The organism is Prosthecobacter fluviatilis, from assembly GCF_055388355.1.
The window spans coordinates 4,467,449-4,483,290 of record NZ_AP043782.1 but is presented as its reverse complement, the minus strand read 5'-3'; the positions used below and the strand labels follow the sequence as shown (position 1 = coordinate 4,483,290).

Genomic DNA, 15,842 nt, shown 5'->3' with positions numbered 1-15,842 from the left:
CTCGAGCTGGCAGAGTTATCGGCGCAGATCAGAACAAACATGAAGCTGAATTTGGAAGGAGACTGTCATGGCTGAGTCTTCCCGCGCTTTCCTCGACCCAGTGGTCCTTTCCCGCCTGATGGCGCTCCCGCTGAACGCGCGCCACGCCATGCTCGGCGGCGTCTCCGGCAAGCACCGAAGCCCCGTGCGGGGCTCCTCGCTTGAATTCGCGCAGTATCGCAAGTACGTCCCCGGCGATGACACCCGCCGCCTCGACTGGCGCACCTGGGGCCGCAGTGACCGCTTTTACATCAAGGAATTCGAGGCTGACACAAACCTGCGTCTCTGCCTGCTCATGGACACCAGCGGCAGCATGAACTACGGCCCCGCAGGCAGCACCCGTTTCGACTACGCGCGCAAGCTCGCCGGCACGCTCGGCTACGTGGCCGCTCAGCAGGGCGATGCCGTGGGCCTGTGGAGTCTCGCGGAGAAGCCCGTGGAGATCCCCGCCAAACGCGGAGCTTCGCACCTCGGCCTCGTCCTTGATCAGATGTCCGGCATTCAGCCCGTCGGCGGAACCACGCTGCTTACTGCACTGCATGACGCTGCTGAAAAGATCCGCCAGCGCGCTCTCGTCATCGTCTTCTCTGATCTCTTCGTGCCGCCCGCCGAACTGAAGTCTGCCATCCAGCATCTGCGCTTCCGCAAACACGACGTCGCCGTCTTTCATCTGCTCGACCAGCAGGAGCTCGATTTTGACTTCGACCGCCCAGCACGCTTCATCGACATGGAAGGCGGCGAGGCCATCCTCGCCGACCCCAGTCTGATCGCCCGCAACTACCGAGAAGCCGTGCGGCAGTACATGCATGAGATCGACGAACTCGTGCGCACAACCGGCATGGACTACCACCGCGTGAAGTTGCACGAGAAGTATGATGATGTGCTCGCGAAGTTTCTGCTGGCACGCATTGAGAAGAAAGGGGGGCGATGATGATCAAACAACACCAGCCGCCAGTGACCACACGCCGGCCGCACTACAGCTTCATGCGGCCAGGAGAATTTGGCATGTCCATTCTTCTTATCGGCATGACTGCGTTTCGATTTCAGTCTGCCTACTCTTTGCATTTGAACGAGTTGCAGCGGGTTTCCTGGCTCGGAGGAGCAGTTTTGTCGTTGCTTTGCATGATCTGGTACGTCTGGCTTCGCCGCAGGCGCAGGAATGTGTGCGATGATTCTGGCGAACTGATGATCGCATTGTTTACCCCAATTACGTTCACGACAATTTGTGATCAATTGGCCGACGACATTCTGCGTCGTGGCTGGTTGTTTGATCTCGGTTATTTTCTGTTGCTGACTTACTTCGCCTTTCGTGTCTGGAAAGCACCTCAGACGGCCCGTGAATTCGCGGCCAAATACGATGCTTGCGAGGCCAAGGACTTTACCGACCAAGGCGGACTATGACCTTCCTCGCCCCAGCGCTCCTCTACGCCCTGCCGCTCGCGCTGCTGCCGGTGGTCATTCATTTGATCCACCTGTACCGCCGCCGTCAGGTGAAGTGGGCGGCGATGATGTTTCTGCAGATGGCGCAGAGGATGAACAAGGGGCTGTCGCGGCTGCGGCAGATTTTGATCCTGGCGTTTCGAGTGCTGGCGGTGGCGGCGATTTTGTTTGTGATCACAAGACCGATGGCGGGTGGATTGCTCGGCCTCACCGGGGGTGTGCCGGACACGGTGATCATTCTGCTGGACCGCTCGGCCAGCATGGAGCAGCAGACCCTTGCCACTGGCACGAGCAAGCGTGCGGCGGGCATTTCCAAACTCGCGCAGGCTTTGCGTGCTACAGTGGGCACGCGCTCCAAGCTGGTGCTGATCGAAAACGCCCACCTGCAGCCACAGCTTTTGGAAAAACCCGAGTCTCTCGTCGACCTTCCGCTCACCGGCTCTACCGACACCACGGCGGACATTCCTGCGATGCTTCAAGGCGCCCTCGATTACATCACCACGAATCAAACCGGCCGCACCGATGTCTGGGTGCTCAGCGATCTGCGCCAGAGCGACTGGGATGCCGCCAGTGGACGCTGGCAGGCCTTGCGCAGTGCTTTCACCTCTTTGAAGGGGCTGCGCTTTCATCTGCTGAACTACGCGCAGCCTGCGACGCAAAACCTCTCCATCTCAGTGCAACGAGTCGTGCGCAATGAAACGGCAGGCAAGGCCGAGCTGCTGCTGGACCTGCGCGTGACGCGAGATGCGGCCTCACGTGAACCGCTGGAACTGCCCCTGCGGTTTGTGATCAATGATGTGAGCAGCACGATCAAAGTGAAGATGAAGGACTCGCAGCTCGTGCTTCAGGGGCATGCCATCCCCATCGACAAAACCACCAAACGCGGTTCAGGCCGGGTCGAGCTCCCCGCAGACACCTCGCTGTCCGACAACGTCTATCATTTCGTCTTCGACGAACCCGCCGTCCTTCAGTCCGTCATCGTCACCGATGATGAAACCGAAGCCGGCCCCATGCAGGCCGCACTCGAAGCCGCCGCCGATCCGACCCGCAAATACGCCGCCAGCGTTCTGCCCCCCGCACGCGCCGCAGAGATCTCCTGGGACGACGTCGCACTCATCATCTGGCACGCACCCCTCCCGAAGACCGACGACTTGATCAGCAAACAGCTCGCCAATCATCTCAGCACCGGCCGCAGCATTCTCTTTCTGCCCACCGACTCCACCAGTTCGGAGGCTTTTGGCGGCCTGCACTGGGGAGCGTGGAGCACCGACGGAAAAGCTACAGGCATCGAGTGGTGGCGCAACGACACGGGCCTGCTGGCCAACACCCGCAGCGGCACCGCGCTGCCTGTGGGGGATCTCGAGGTAAGCCGCCGCTGCGAGATTCTAGGCGAGGGCACACCGCTGGCACGCCTCACGGGCAACAAGCCGCTGCTCATCCGGGCAGACATTCCCGGCGAGGGCAATGCGTGGTTCCTCGGCACGCTGCCCGGCTCCGGCTCCTCCAGTCTGGCCCGCGATGGTGTGGTGATGTTTGCCATGCTGCACCGCGCGCTGAATGAAGGCGCTCGCAGCCTGGGTAAAGCGCAGCAGCGCGAGTCCGGCATCACCGCCTTGGGCCGCGGCGATCTCAGCGCGTGGAAACGCTCCGGCCAGACAGTCCTGAGCTCCGAGCAGCCGCTGCGTGCCGGCATCGTGGAAAAGGGTGACAGGCTCGTCGCTCTCAACAGACCGCTGAGGGAAGATCATCCCGAAACCTTGGGGCAGACAGCACTGTCCGAGCTGTTTGCCGGACTCGACTACCATGCCATAGAAGATCAGGTGGAAAGCGATGCCAGCCTGGCCAGCGAGATCTGGCGCACCTTCCTCTTTGTGATGGCCCTCGCACTCCTCGGGGAGGCCCTGCTTTGCATGCCGGCGAAACGCGACTCACAACCCGCTCCTGCGCGATGACCCCTGCCACATCCCAGCTCGTCTTCAATCCCACGCCAGCCGCTTTTGGCATCGGAGTGGCGTTTGTCGTGGCGATGTCCGGTCTCGCATTCATGGCATGGCAGCGCAGCGGCTACCGCAAGGCCACTGGCTGGCTTGAGCTTCTGCGTATTCTCATTGCCGTTGGCATTGCCATCACCCTGCTGCAGCCGGAGTGGCTGGAAACCTTCAAGCCGGAGACAAAACCAACCCTGGCAGTGCTTCACGATGTTTCGGGCAGCATGACCACCAGGGATGTCATCGACAAAACCAGACCCGATGCAGAACCGAAGTCGCGTGAGGCTGCCGCAGCCCGATTGACGGATCCAAAGCTCTGGGAACCATTGAAACAGCGCATGGACGTGGTCATCGAGGCCTTTTCATCCTCACAGACACCCCCTGCTGAGGGTACAGACATCCAGGCGGCACTGTCGAACGTGTTGGAAAAACAGCCCAATCTCAAAGCCGTCGTTCTCATCAGCGACGGTGACTGGAATACAGGCCTGGCCCCTTCCCAGGCAACCACGCGGCTGCGCATGCGTGAGGTTCCTGTCATTGCTGTGCCCACCGGCTCAGAAACTCGGATGCCGGATGTCGAGCTCACCAGCTTTGATGTGCCCACCTTCGCAGTGGCGGGCAAGCCGCTGCGCATTCCCTTCACCATCGAAAGCTCGCTGCCACGCGATGAAGTCGTGCTGCTGGAGATGAAATCCACGAGCGGGGAGATCATCACCAAAGAAGTTACCCTCCCTGCCATGAGCCGCTATCAGGACGTTCTCGGCTGGAAACCAGACAAGCCCGGTGAGGTGAAGCTGTCATTGACGGTCCCAAGAGCGCGGGGAGAGCGCTACCCTGAAAACAATTCACAAGAGGCGCCTCTCTCCATCCGCAAAGAGCAGCTCCGCGTGCTGGTGATCGAATCTTTCCCCCGCTGGGAGTACCGCTACCTTCGCAATGCGCTGGAGCGAGATCCCGGTGTGGAGGTCAGCTGCCTGCTGCTGCATCCTGGACTTGGCAAAGCGGGGGAAGGCCGCGGTTATCTGAAAGCATTCCCCAAGGATGAAGAGCTGACGAACTACGATGTCGTGTTTCTGGGCGATGTGGGTCTGGCAAAAAACCAGCTCACTGCAGAGCAATGCATTTCACTGCAAAAACTCGTACGCGACCAGGCGGGCGGCCTCGTCTTCATGCCCGGCTTCCATGGCTTCCAGTCCACCCTGCAGGAGACGCCCCTCGCAGATCTCCTGCCGGTGGTCTGGGACACCGCCCAGCCACGCGGCTGGGGCTCGTCCTCACCGGGCAAATTTGCGCTCACTGAAGCAGGCACCCGCAGCCTCTTGACCAAGCTCGAAGACAGTGACGAAGCCAGTGCACGCGTGTGGGGCAATCTGCCAGGCTTTCAGTGGTACGCACCGGCATTGCGCGCCAAGGCAGGCAGCGAAGTGCTGGCCACACATGGCACCGAGTCCAATCAGTTTGGCCGTGTGCCTTTGATTGTGACGAAGACCTACGGCGCAGGTAAAATTCTCTTCATGGGCACCGATGGCGCGTGGCGCTGGCGCAAAGGCGTGGAGGACAAATACCACTACCGTTTCTGGGGTCAGGTGGTGCGCTGGATGGCCTATCAGCGCAACATGAGCAGCGGCGGCAAAATGCGCCTCTTTTACTCTCCCGACCGCCCGCGCACCGGCGAGGTGCTGACCTTGAACGCGAACGTCATGAGCCTCACCGGGGAGCCGCTGCGCGAAGGGGGTGTGATCGCGCAAATCGCTGCGCCCAGCGGCAAGGTGAGCAGCGTGCGCCTCATGCCCGCCGGCGAGGAAGCCTGGGGGCTCTTCAATGGCGTCTTCACCCCGGTGGAGCCCGGCGAGCACATGGTGCAGCTCAGCTGTGCCGAGGCTGGATCCTCCTTGGAAACAAAGATTTCGATCCAGGGCACCAGCCGTGAGAAGCGCGGCCAGCCGGCGCATTTTGAGGTGATGCGCGAGATCTCCCGCTTCACCAAAGGCGAGGTGCTTGATGCCAGCGCCCCTGATTTGGTCCTCGCTGCCATCTCCGCCATGCCGGAGCCCGCCGTCCAGGAGCGGAGGCTGCAGATCTGGTCACACCCTGCATGGGCCGGCCTCCTGGTGCTGCTGCTAGGTCTTTTCTGGGTCGGAAGAAAGGCCGCCGGAACGTTTTAAACTCCCAATCAAAAGCTCGTCAGAGACGTTCCATCAGGATAACATTCGCCCATTATGAAAACAGCACTGCCTGTCATCCTCGAATCGAAGCTCGCGGATTTCCGCAAGCGAGTCTGGATCGTCAAGCTCACCGAGGGCCTCCTGGCGGCGGCATTCGGGATCGTGTTTTCCTACATTCTGGTCTTCGCGCTAGATCGTGTGATGGAGACGCCGGTGTGGCTGCGTGCCAGTCTGCTGACTGCAGGTGCGGCGGTGCTGGGGCTGGGCCTGCCGTTGAAATGGCACCGTTGGGTATGGCGCCAGCGCAGCCTGGAGGACGCGGCACGGCTGCTGAAGCGGACCTTTCCACGACTGGGAGATCAGCTGCTCGGCATCGTGGAGCTGGCGCACGTGGAGGCGGGTTCGGCGGGCCGCAGCGAGCGCCTGGTCCAGGCGGCGATGGATCAGGCCGCCGAGGCGGTGAAGGACAAGGACTTCAAGCATGCGGTGCCGGAGGCGAAGCATTTCCAGTGGGGCTGGGCGGCGGGGGTGATGGCGCTGCTTGCCGTAGCGGCGCTGAGCTTGGTGCCGGATGCCGCGTGGAATGCCATGGCACGCTGGGCCATGCCCTGGCGCGCTGTGGAGCGCTTCACCTTTGCGAAGATTGAGGCGCTGCCAAACCGCCTCGTGGTGCCATATGCGGAGCCGTTTGATCTGAAGGTCCTGCTCAACAAGGACACTCTTTGGTCCCCTGCCTCTGCCAAGGCGCAGATCAGCGATCAGCCTGCGGTGGTGAGCGGATTGCAAGCAGGCGCCTATCCTCTGGCATTTCCGCCACAGAAGGAGGATGCGGCCCTGTCCCTGTCACTCGGCGACGTGCGAAAGACGGTGAACGTGCTGCCTCGCACGCGCCCGGAATTGACCGCCTTGTCCGTGCGCACACGGCTGCCGGACTATTTGAAGTACCAGACGGAGCCGATGACGGAAGTGCGCGGTGGTTCGGTGAGCGTGCTGAAAGGAGCGCAGGCTTCGCTGGAGGCCACGGCATCGCGTGAACTGGCCTCGGCGGAAGTGGACGGCGAAGCAGAGAAGGTTTCAGGGGCGAAGGTGACGACGCCCTTCCACAAGATCGAGGCGGATGCTGAAAAGCATGTGATGTGGAAGGACCGCGACGGCCTCACACCACGCGAGCCGCTGGTTTTGAAGATCAATGCGATCGAAGACGAAGCACCAAGGCTGGCCGCACGACGCGAAACACAGGAGCAGGTGGTGCTCGACTCTGAAGTCGTCACTTTTGACATGGATGTACAGGATGATTTTGGCATCCAGCGCGCGGGCCTCGAATGGCACAGCGTGAATGACGACAAAACCAGGGGTGACAAAATCACTGCAGCCGGAGAGCCGGAGAAAAAGACGCTGGTAGCGAAGGCCACCTTTTGCGCGAGCCGTGACGGCGTGGCCCCACAGACCCTGGAGATCCGCGCCTGGGCGGAGGATTACCTGCCCAGCCGAAAACGAGCTTATTCGACGGCGTTCCTGCTTCACGTGCTGAACAAGTCGGATCATGCTCTATGGCTCACGGAGCAGTTTGGCAAATGGCTCGAAGCGGCTCGCGAAAGCTATGAACGCGAGCAGCAGCTTCATGCCACAAACAAGGAGCTTCGTGCACTGAGCCCGGCGGAACTGGACCGTCCGGAGAACCGACGGAAGATCGCGCAGCAGGCGAGCGCGGAAAACGCCAATGCCACGCGCCTGGGAATGCTGAACCAAAGCGGACGCAGCCTGGTGGAGCAGGCGACGCGGAATGATGAGTTTGACGCGAAGCGCCTCGAATCCTGGGCCACGATGCTGAAGTCACTTCAGGACATTTCGGCCAAACGCATGCCCAGCGTGGCGGACTTGTTGAAGCAGAGCTCGAATGCGCAGGGTGGCAAGCCGAGCCCGTCCACGGCATCCAATCCGCCTTCAAATTCCACGCAGCAGCCACCGAAGGAAGGCAAGTCCGGTGAAGGCAAAGCCGGACAGAGCAAACCCAGCGCGCCCCAGATTGCGAATGGGCCGGACCTTCCTCCGGCATCGAAAGGCGGCAAGGCCTCCACCGAGGAGCAGAAGAAGGACAACATGCCGAGCATCAGCGACAAAGAGGGCTCCATGAGCAAGGCCGAGCCGCAGCCAGCAGACCCCAATGCCAAACCTTCGCCGCCCAAGCCCAGCACAATGAAACTGCCAACGACCCAGATGGCGGCGGCACCGGGCCAGAAGAAAGACGAGAAACCTGAAGAGAAGCCGCAGGAGCCGCCAGCCTCCCAGGCACAAAAGAAAATGCAGGATGCTCTCGATGAACAGAAGCTGCTGCTGGCAGAATTTGCGCGCGTCTCGGATGAGCTGGGCTCCATCCTGGCCAGCCTGGAGGCCAGCACCTTCGTCAAGCGGCTCAAGGCCGCTTCGCGCCAGCAGCTGGTCGTTGCCAAGGATCTGAACACCAAAACGCTCAGCGCCTTCGGCCTTGAGCGCAAGCCGGTGAAGGATGCCGCGGCGATCGCTGAACACGAGAAGACGCAGAGCGAAACTGTGCGCGTGATCCAGAGCGACCTGGAGGCCTACTTCGCCCGCAAGCCAGACATGCATTTCAAAAATATCATCGGTCAGATGAAGGAGACCCAGGTCGTGAAAATGCTGACCTACCTGGGAGATCAGGCGGCGGTGAACCTGAGCGGCAACAGCATGGCAGGCGCTGAATTCTGGGCAGACACCCTCGACCGCTGGGCAGAGGAGATGGTGGCGGCCAGCGAGTGCAAATCATGCAGCAGCTGCAGCGCAGACAGCCTGCCGCCGGAGATTGTGCTCAAGGTGATGAAATCCCTGCGTGACGAGATGAAGCTGCGTGACGAAACCCGCGAGCTGGAAAATGCCAAGCCCGCCCTCGGCAAGGGCGAACATGCCAGAAAGTCCGCCGTTCTCGCATCCAAACAGTTCGGCATTCAGGCCGGCACACGCGGAGCCTTTGATGACATCCAGCAGCTCCCTCAGGGCAGCGAAAAATTTGGCAGGGAGCTCAAGCTTCTCAGCGCCGTGATGACCGTGATGGATGAAGCGGCCGGCATTCTCGACAAGCAGGAAACAGGAGCGCCGGCCATAGCTGCAGAAACGGAAGCCATCGAGCTGCTGCTGCAGGCGAAACGCCAGGGCAAAGGTGGCGGCGGAGGCGGCAGCAATCCCGGTGGAGGGGGCGGCGGAGATGCCACCGGAGAAGCAGCGCTGGCAGATCTGGGGCCCGGAGCTGATGCAGGTGCCAGTGTAAACGCACGCCCAGTCGGCCAGGCCACCGGCAAGACCGGGCGTGAGCTGCCGGAAGAATTCAAAACGGGACTGGATGCGTATTTCAACAAACTCGAAGCAGGAGGCGGTGCCAAATGATCAAGCTGATGCTGCTGGCAATTGTTCTGACAGGCTCCGGAAGCGCCCAGGCGCAGACGCCTTCGAGGTCCGAGCTGAAGAAGCCGCTTTCTGAGGCCGTCGAGAAGGTCCTGGCAGACTTTGTGCAATCGTGCGTGCCGGAAAAAAAGAAGCAGCTCACCGCCCACATGGAGGAGGTGATCAACACCATCAGTGCCAAGGTCGGGCTTTCGCCAGATGAAAAACGGACGTTGCACGAGACGGCAGGCAAAGCTGTGGAGACGACACTGAAATCCTGGCAGCCGCAGGCCGTGCTGATGATGCGCACCTACCTGTCGCGCACCTCAGACTCGGCGGCGATCCGGCACATCGGCATGTGGAAACCAGAGATCGCAGGCCCCAATGAGCCTGTGGAAGACTGGACACCGCCAGATGAAACCCCGGAATGGCTGACTGCGGTGAAATCAACGCTCGGCGAAGCACGCTACACCACCTGGCACGAGGCGGACCTGAAGAACCGTCTGCAGGTGGACAAGGAAATCTCATCACATCTCGAACGCTGGCTGCGTGAATCGCGTGGACCGATGAACGAGGACTTGCGGGCTAAAATCGAGCTGATGAAGAAAAAGCTCACTCTCACAGACGCACAGGTCACAGCCCTGGACAAGGCGGCAGACACGCTGCTCGAGCAGCTCAGCGACGCGGAAAAAAAACGCGCCACCAGCATGCTGCGCACGCTGCCCTCCTCAGCTCGTGAGAACATCATGGGCCGCAACTATTTCTACATCCGTTTCGACCGTCCGCGCGGCGAGGCCTGGGAAAAGCTTTGGGAGAAGGCTGCCGCCACCGTGCTGCCAGGAGAACAGCTTGCGCAATGGGGCAAGGCTGACAGGGAGGAGCGCAGCAAAGCGGAGTCCGATGTGGCCGACATGATCAAGCCTTCCGAGCAGCAGGCGGAGCAGCAGATGGAGATCACCATGGGCGCGGAGATCGACGGCATGGTCATGGCGCTAAACTTGGACAAGGACCGGCAAAAGGCGCTGGAGCAGCTCTCCAAAGAAGCGATTCAGGAATCTTTGCAGCAGGCCCGCAAGGGCTGGCTCCAGCAGGTCCGCAATTACTCCGCCGCCGAGCGCAAGCGCATCCGAGGAAACATTTATTTCGGCGTTAATGAAGATATGCAGGCCATCAAACTGCCTGTCTGGACCGAGGGCATCAAGAAACTGCTCACGGAAGAGGAACGCACCCGCATTGCGTCCGAAAACAAGCAGCGTGAGCAGCGTGCCGGCATGGCGATCTCGCGCATCTGCCTGGCGGAAATGGACAAGATGCTGGCACTTTCCTCCGAGCAGCGCACTCATCTAGAGCCGCTGCTGATGGAGACTCTGCACTCGCTGACAGATCAGCGTCGCCAGCAGTACTGGAGTTACAACACCTCCCAGCTGCTGCAAAACGCGGGCAAGGTGAAGGACGAGATGACGCGGGCCATTCTCGATGATGTACAGTTAAAACACTGGAAGGAGCTTGTCGTCTCCGGCAGCAGCTCGTCGCGCAACACCATGCCAGACATCAACGGCACCTTCCCGGAGGTTCCGGACATGGAAGCGGCGATTTCGCAGCACCTTTACAAGATGTTCATCGCAGAACGGAGCAGGACACTGGCGTCGATGATGCCTCATGTCGAAGAAGCCTCGCGCCTACTGTCCCTCCCCGGACCTGCTGTGGCCAGACTCACCACAGCCGCGAAAGGGGCCGTGGAAATCAGCCTGGCCTACTGGCGACAGTTCACGGAAAACTTCGTGCGCCAGAGCGTGCAGAACACCAATTCCAAGAACCTCCTGCAGGCTCTGGCAGGCACCACGCGCGCGAATTTCAGCCGCAATGAAGTCAGGCCTCAAAATACCGAGCTGTGGCAGACAGCTCTGCAGACGACGCTGAACTCAGACCAGCTGAAAAAGCTTCAGCAAGCCGCAGATCAGCGGCACGAATACCGCCTCAGGGCCATGGCTGAGATGTGTGTCTCCGAACTGGACCGCCGCCGCAAGCTCTCAGCCGACCAGTGCGTAAAAATCGAGACCGCCGTGCGGCAGGTGCTGGCTGAATACCTGCCGGACATCGAGCGCTACATGTCCTTTCAGTGGTTTCTGCAGTACTACTACGCCCTGGTGCCCCTCGCGGGTGTGCCTGAAAAAGACTTGCAGGCCATTCTCACCCCTGAGCAGTGGAAGCTGTGCAAGGAGCGTGACCTGCCGGACGCGATGCAGTACTGGGAGGGCATCAAGAACAATCACGAGCAGCGCATGAAGCAGGGAGCTCAGGCCAACGCCCCCCAGATCCTGTTCAACGGCGGCATCATGATCGACCAATGAGTGACGAAGCATCCATGAAAAACACCGCCCATGCCGGCACGGCCCGCCACTGCGTGTCCGGATTTTTGGCATTCTTGACTCTCCTTTCATCCTGCATGCTGTTTCCTGCCGGCAGCTCCGCCCAGGATCCCTCACTCCGCTTCGGGGGCGCCATTCCGCAGGAAGTTGAAACCGTGTATGAACGGGGTCTTTCATGGCTGGCCTCCAAGCAGAGCGATGCGGGCGGCTGGCAGGGCGGCCATGATGGCGCCGGGATTGATGGCATATGCCTCATGGCTTTTCTCGCGAGCGGCGAAGACCCGAACTTTGGCCGCTACGCACCAAACGTCCGCAGAGCGCTGCGCGCGATCATCCGCAGCCAGGACTCGACCAGCGGCTACCTGCCTGGCAGCATGTATCACCACGGCTTTGCCATGCTCTCGCTCTCGGAAGCATATGGCGCTGTGGACGAATCCCTCCTGTGGGAAGGAGGCAAGCCTGTGCGCACCATAGGACAGGCGCTTGATCTCGCCATCCGCTGTGCCGGCACCGCTCAAAAGGCCAACCGCTGGGGCGGCTGGCGGTACATGCCGAACTCGACTGACGCGGACACCTCGGTGACAGGTGCTGTGCTCATGGGGCTGCTCGCAGCACGTAATGCCGGCATGGCGGTTCCCGACGAAGTCATCGACAACGCCCTGAACTACATGCGGCGCAGCACTGGCAAGGACGGCAGCGTGGCCTATGCCGGTGGTTTCGGAGGCTTCGGTGAATCCATGAACCGCAGCGCCATCGCCACTCTCGTGGCAGCCGTTTCAAAGCACAAGGACAGCGAGGAGTTCAAGGCCACCCTCAAGCACATCACAGAGCGTCTGGAGCACAACGAAGGCAGTTACAAGGAGTACTTCCGCTACTACATGGCGCAGGCCTTGTTCCAGGGCGACTACGCCTCCTGGCAAAAATGGAACGCAGCCACCGCCCGTGCCCTCGGGGAGACCCAGGCTGCGGACGGCAGTTTTGGCAGCGGTGCATATGAGACGGGCATGTCCCTGCTGGCCCTGGCTCTAAACTACCGTTTCCTGCCCATTTATGAACGCTAGACACCTCATCACTGCGTTGGTGCTGCTGGCTGGCGGCGGCCGCGCTTCCGAGCTCCACTGGCAGAATGGCGAATGGGTCGGCGGACACTTCGTCGGCTTCGAAGACGGTCAGGTCATCTGGCGTACGCCCATGTTCACTGAAGACTTCAGGGTGAGCATGGATGTCGTCAGGCGCGTGAACCGCTTCAAGACCGATGCCAAAACGAATGAAGCCTTCAGCATTCGTCTCGCCGACGGCAGCCTTCTTTATGGCTCGGTGACCGGACTTGATACAAAAACGCTTAGCGTCACTTCCGCACGCTTTGGCAGCATCCAGGTGCTGCGAGACTCTGTGGTAAGCATACAACGCCTGAAAGCCGCAGGCATGCCCCTCCCGGCGCTGACGGGCACCAGCGGCTGGATCGAGTCTGGCTCTGAGAGCGCCGCTCAGCCCAAGGAAAAGCTCTGGCGCATGGTGCCTGGTGCCGCTTTGCAGCAGGTGGGCTGGAACCACCGCGCCAACCTGCCGCTCGAAACGCCCGAACAGGTGGAAATGCAGTTCACCCTCAGTTCAACTGTCAGGCCTGAGTTCAGAATCGAGCTCAAATCCTCGGACACGGAACGCTTGATCGTGGAAACGTGGGTGGATGATGTCGTGCTGCAGGGCCGCGTGTTTGAAAGCGTGCAAAAGCTCGGCGACGACACACGGCGCATCACTCTCACCCTGTTCTGGGATCGCAAAACCGGCTTTTGCTCAATCTATGGCGCAGATGGCAGAAAGCTGGCGCAAACAACCAAGCCGCCGGTGGACACAGCCAGTCCAAAGCCAGACGCGAAAGCCAAAGATAAAAAACCGGCCGGGAGAGCTGGGGGCGGAGGCCTTTTTGGTGCGTTGATAGGCCTGGTCCAGGGACAGGCCGAAGCTGCTGCAAAGGCACGCTCTCACACCAATGAGCCAAATGCCGAAGACAGCCCCACCGGCCTGACTCTTCTGAACAAGGGCCCCGACCTGACATTGGAGAGACTGCGCATTCGTGAGTGGGATGGCACGCTGCCTGATGACATTACCGATGTGAGACCTCGCATCGAACTGACTGACGGGCGCTACCTCAAGGCAAAAGCCATGCGTGCAGACACCACCTCCCTGACCGTGCGTTCGCCAGATGGTGCGGAGACCAGCCTGCCGTGGGACAAGGTGCTGGCGGTAGAGATGCCCCCCGAAGTCTCGCCTTTTTTCCAGGCATCGCCCCCGCTCACAGAGATGTGGTTCACAGATGGCGAGTGGATCAACGGCACGCTCCAGCAGGTCCGCAATGAAGTGGCTTCTTTCAAAACCACGTTTTCCGAGACGCCAGTGAATTTCAAGATCACCACGCTGCATCACCTGGAGTTCAAAGGCTTCGAGCCCGCCGGCAGGAAAGCAGACATGGCAGCGCTCGACACCCTTACCATCAAGAAAAACGTGCTGCACGGCACACTCGACGCAGGTGGGGAGGCCCAGCCGCGCTGGAGGCCCGTAGGCGCTCTCAGACCTGTCGCCATGTCCAGCACTGCAGGGATGGAAATCACCCGTGCTGTGGTGGATCAGCCAACGGGCATGCACAGCGAAGCCTTGTTTTATCTGCAGGACGGCGACGTCCTCCCCGGCAGACTGCGGGCCATCGATGCACGGCATGCGGACCTGGAATCCGACGTGGCTGCGGTGAAACAGCTGCCCGCAGACAAGCTCCTGGCGATTCAGTTCGGAGGTGCCAGCTTGAACCTGGACGGCTTCGAAGATCCAGGCTGGCGGCGGCTGCGCGGCAGCGCAGAGCAAACCCAGCGCCATGGCAAGGCGGACATCGCTTTCAACGCTGGCGGCTCATGGGGCCACCCAGCCTTCATGCAGGTCAATGAAATCAAATTCACCCTGCTCAACAACGGATTCTCCGCTCTGCGTGTTCGCTTGTTCTGCGATGGTGTCAACCCTGCCGCTCCGAGCACGAACCTCCTTTTCGGCCACATGGGGAGCGAGATTTGTTTCGGCCTCGAATCCAGCAATGACCAGATGGACCGCCAGTTTCGCCTGCGCTCGAACGAATCCATGCCCGTGCAAATCTCCATCGAGGAAAACTCAGTCGAAGTTTTCTTCAAGGGTGTCTCGGCACGCAAAATCGCACTCACTCCGAAAATGCGCTCTGGCAGCGGCATCATCATCGAGCCTTTCAGCCTCTGGGGAAACGGCGAGCGCCCCGTTCGGATCAACGCCTTCAGTGCTCGCATCGCTCCCGGACGCGTGGCGGCACCCCTCGTGGATGCCCGTGCCAAGGAGCATGCGCTCACCGTCCCGCGGTTTCTCAAGGAAGATCCGCCACGGCACGCGCTGCTTGCCGCAAACGGCGACCTTCTGCGTGGCGTCATTGAGGCGGCCACGTCAGAGCATTTCGCCATTCGCTCGGGTCTGGAAAATGTGCAGGTGCCCCGTGATCGCGTCAAGGCAGCCATCTGGCTGGTCAAGCCTGCAGACGCTGTCAGCGCAGCCTTTGAAGCCCAGGATAAAGCAGACGTCCCGCCAGTCATCACACACTGGCTCCTGCTCAACAACGGCGGACGCCTAGGATTGAAGGTGGACCGTTTTGCCGATGATGCAGTGTTTGGCACCAGTCCTGTCCTCGGGAGCTGCCGCGTACCTCTGCCGCAGATCCATGTGATCCGCACCACCACGCCGCCAGACAGCACCGCCATGCTGGCCCTGCGTGAATGGAAGCTGAAGTCCGCACCCGAGCCCGTCCTGCCCAAGTCAGGCGGACAAAGCTCGCCTCTGCTCAATCAGGACGCCAAATCCTTCAAACTGCCGCTGCTCTCCGGCGGCGACTTTGATCTGGCAAAAGAGAAAGGCAAAGTCATTGTCCTCGACTTCTGGGCCACCTGGTGTGGCCCATGCATCAAATCACTGCCTCAAATGATGGACGAAATGTCTGTCTTTGATCCAAGCAAGGTGCGCTTTGTCGGCATCAATCAGGCCGAAGATAAGGAGACCGTGAAGACCTTCCTCGAAACTCGTGCCTGGAAATTCGAAGTCGCTCTGGACGCCAGTCAGCGCATCGGTCAGAACTTCGGTGTCGAAGGCATACCGCACACAGTGGTCATCGGACCTGACGGCAAGGTCGCCTACGTAAAGTCTGGCTATGAACCCGACGGGGCCAGGGAGGTGGCGGAGATGGTTAAGAAACTGCTGAAGGAGTAAATCCGGAAAGCGCATCACATCAGCGAGGCGCAGGCTCCGCCTTCCATACTCGGCAAGATAGCAATGCACTCACGGCACATGGAGCGCATGCTCCAGTCTTTGCAGGCGGTGGAGATGGCGTCTCTGACGTGGCTGAGCATCCGCACCAGTATGTCCGGCTCATGAACCACGAATGACAAGTC

General features: G+C 60.6%; 8 protein-coding genes. All 8 read left to right on the top strand.

What is annotated here, in order from left to right:
* The first annotated feature begins 67 nt into the window (after window positions 1–67).
* The 8 genes from ACZ5WW_RS17430 to ACZ5WW_RS17395 all read left to right on the top strand — a co-directional run bounded on the left by ACZ5WW_RS17430 (window position 68) and on the right by ACZ5WW_RS17395 (window position 15,660).
* Entirely contained in the window at window positions 68–970 is a 903-nt protein-coding gene (locus ACZ5WW_RS17430) for a DUF58 domain-containing protein (RefSeq protein WP_377165910.1), read from the top strand.
* Window positions 967–1,440: a hypothetical protein gene (locus ACZ5WW_RS17425; protein WP_377165912.1), complete on the top strand. Its 474-nt coding sequence runs from the start codon at window positions 967–969 to the stop codon at window positions 1,438–1,440. Before ACZ5WW_RS17430 ends, ACZ5WW_RS17425 begins: the two co-directional genes overlap by 4 nt.
* Window positions 1,437–3,431 (top strand): BatA domain-containing protein, encoded by a 1,995-nt coding sequence (locus ACZ5WW_RS17420; RefSeq protein ID WP_377165914.1) that lies wholly within the window; start codon window positions 1,437–1,439, stop codon window positions 3,429–3,431. Before ACZ5WW_RS17425 ends, ACZ5WW_RS17420 begins: the two co-directional genes overlap by 4 nt.
* A complete protein-coding gene (locus ACZ5WW_RS17415; RefSeq protein WP_377165916.1) occupies window positions 3,428–5,632 on the top strand; it encodes a hypothetical protein in 2,205 nt (734 codons plus the stop codon). Before ACZ5WW_RS17420 ends, ACZ5WW_RS17415 begins: the two co-directional genes overlap by 4 nt.
* Window positions 5,633–5,686: 54 nt before the next feature.
* The gene (locus ACZ5WW_RS17410; protein ID WP_377165918.1) at window positions 5,687–9,028 is read left to right on the top strand and encodes a hypothetical protein; all 3,342 of its coding nucleotides are present in this window, start codon (window positions 5,687–5,689) and stop codon (window positions 9,026–9,028) included.
* On the top strand, window positions 9,025–11,376 hold the full coding sequence (locus ACZ5WW_RS17405; protein ID WP_377165920.1) for a coiled-coil domain-containing protein: 2,352 nt from the start codon (window positions 9,025–9,027) through the stop codon (window positions 11,374–11,376). The genes ACZ5WW_RS17410 and ACZ5WW_RS17405 overlap by 4 nt, the downstream gene beginning before the upstream one ends.
* Before the next feature lie 95 nt (window positions 11,377–11,471).
* Complete coding sequence (locus tag ACZ5WW_RS17400) at window positions 11,472–12,455, top strand: squalene--hopene cyclase (protein WP_377165922.1); 984 nt, start codon at window positions 11,472–11,474, stop codon at window positions 12,453–12,455.
* On the top strand, window positions 12,445–15,660 hold the full coding sequence (locus tag ACZ5WW_RS17395) for a TlpA family protein disulfide reductase (protein WP_377165924.1): 3,216 nt from the start codon (window positions 12,445–12,447) through the stop codon (window positions 15,658–15,660). The genes ACZ5WW_RS17400 and ACZ5WW_RS17395 overlap by 11 nt, the downstream gene beginning before the upstream one ends.
* The last annotated feature ends 182 nt before the right edge of the window (window positions 15,661–15,842 follow it).

Excerpts from the sequence above, each read along its gene's own strand:
- ACZ5WW_RS17430 (WP_377165910.1), top strand. The coding sequence starts at position 68 with ATGGCTGAGTCTTCCCGCGCTTTCCTCGACCCAGTGGTCCTTTCCCGC.
- ACZ5WW_RS17425 (WP_377165912.1), top strand. The coding sequence starts at position 967 with ATGATGATCAAACAACACCAGCCGCCAGTGACCACACGCCGGCCGCAC.
- ACZ5WW_RS17420 (WP_377165914.1), top strand. The coding sequence starts at position 1,437 with ATGACCTTCCTCGCCCCAGCGCTCCTCTACGCCCTGCCGCTCGCGCTG.
- ACZ5WW_RS17415 (WP_377165916.1), top strand. The coding sequence starts at position 3,428 with ATGACCCCTGCCACATCCCAGCTCGTCTTCAATCCCACGCCAGCCGCT.
- ACZ5WW_RS17410 (WP_377165918.1), top strand. The coding sequence starts at position 5,687 with ATGAAAACAGCACTGCCTGTCATCCTCGAATCGAAGCTCGCGGATTTC.
- ACZ5WW_RS17405 (WP_377165920.1), top strand. The coding sequence starts at position 9,025 with ATGATCAAGCTGATGCTGCTGGCAATTGTTCTGACAGGCTCCGGAAGC.
- ACZ5WW_RS17400 (WP_377165922.1), top strand. The coding sequence starts at position 11,472 with ATGCTGTTTCCTGCCGGCAGCTCCGCCCAGGATCCCTCACTCCGCTTC.
- ACZ5WW_RS17395 (WP_377165924.1), top strand. The coding sequence starts at position 12,445 with ATGAACGCTAGACACCTCATCACTGCGTTGGTGCTGCTGGCTGGCGGC.